1 pseudogene is annotated in these 1474 nt (G+C 64.1%); it reads left to right on the top strand.

What is annotated here, in order from left to right:
- Window positions 1-1474, top strand: a pseudogene (locus QT222_RS20850) (hypothetical protein); the annotation flags it as partial.

Here is a 1474-nt window from a genome sequence, read left to right as displayed (position 1 = left end):
GGAATCAGCGGCTTCGATAGCGGCGGCACCGGCGGAATCGGCGCTGGCGCGCTCGACATCGGTCCGCTGTGGTCCAGCAACACCGGTTTCGGCGGCACGGGCGGCGGTATCAGCGTCCGTCCAACGCCGATTCAAAATCCGTGGGTGACCGGTTCGCTAGTGCTCCACGGGAGCGTTATCGACGAACTCAAAATCACCGGAACGGGCGCGATGCTGTACGGCGTGTACTGGCTTCCAGTTGGGGAGTACGCCGAGACCGAGGGGTGGGAGAAAGTTGATACGTTTAGGCTCCCCATCCGAGGCGACGGGGTGTTCTATCCGCGGGCCTCGAAGCCGGGACGGTCCATTGCCCGTGACCGACTCCGCGACACGCCGCCGAAGGCGCTTCCGCCGTGGGACGAACCGTCGTGGCCGCCAGCACCCGACCCGAACGCCGTTAGAACCGACCAACGGAAACGCTATCTCGGAGACGGTCACAGACGGCTCGAAAAAGCGCTCGATACGATTCTGGAAAGAGAGATGACCGATGCGGTCCGGCAGGACTCGGTCACGCGAAAACAAACGCTTTCGCCCGACGCGACGACGACCAACAAGCTACAGGGGAGCGAAGTCGAACTCGGGTTGCTCGACTCAGTGCTGACGGCCGCAGTTGACCCACAGCAAGCGACCGCACTTGGACTAGCCACGGCCGAGACTGACCGTCTCGACGCCCGGTTCGACTACAAGTTGGAGGCCGACTGGCCGCTCCTGTGGTGGTACGCGATGCTCGCGCCGCTGACTGGCGTCCGCCTCCTCAAGAACTACCGAGACGCCGAACCCGACTCGAACGGGGTCCGGCTTCCGATTTGGAGTCGAACGGACCAGAAACCGACGACTGCGCTGGAGGCGATGGCCGACGCGAAGGTCACGGTAGTCTCCGTTGCGACCGATATCGAAGCGACTCCGTCCTCGCCGGTTTCGCCACCCACGGGTCTCTCTGCCGAACTCACTCCGACACCGGGTGAATCGGTCCCCGCGAGCGTCAAACTCGAATGGGACGCCGACGGCGGGAACCTGTTCACGTCGGGCGGACACATCGCCTACGCCGTCCGGCGGAAGTTCCAGGGAACGGACGAAGCAATCCACCACAACGACCCCGACACCGGAGTGACGTTGCCACACATGAACGCCTCGTCCGGGAAGGCGAGCGTGACCGACCACGACCCACCGGGGCTCGGAACCGCGACCTACCGCGTCTCGGGTATGGACGTGTGGGGTCGATTCAGTGATTTCGCGGAGATTACCGTCGAGATTACTGACGAGGTGGCACCGCCCGCACCGACGGGACTCATCGCGGACCTCGTGGGCGACCCAGACACCACCACGTGGGACCTCGAACTCGAATTCGACTGGACCGCGGGCCAACGCGAACTCGCACCGGATACCGCAAGTTTCGAACTCCTCTGCGAGCAAGGAAAGGTCGAGCCGACGACCG

The sequence above is a fragment of the Haloferax sp. s1 genome (assembly GCF_058382125.1).
Note: the sequence above shows the minus strand (reverse complement) of the source record. Positions and strands in the feature narration are given on the sequence as shown.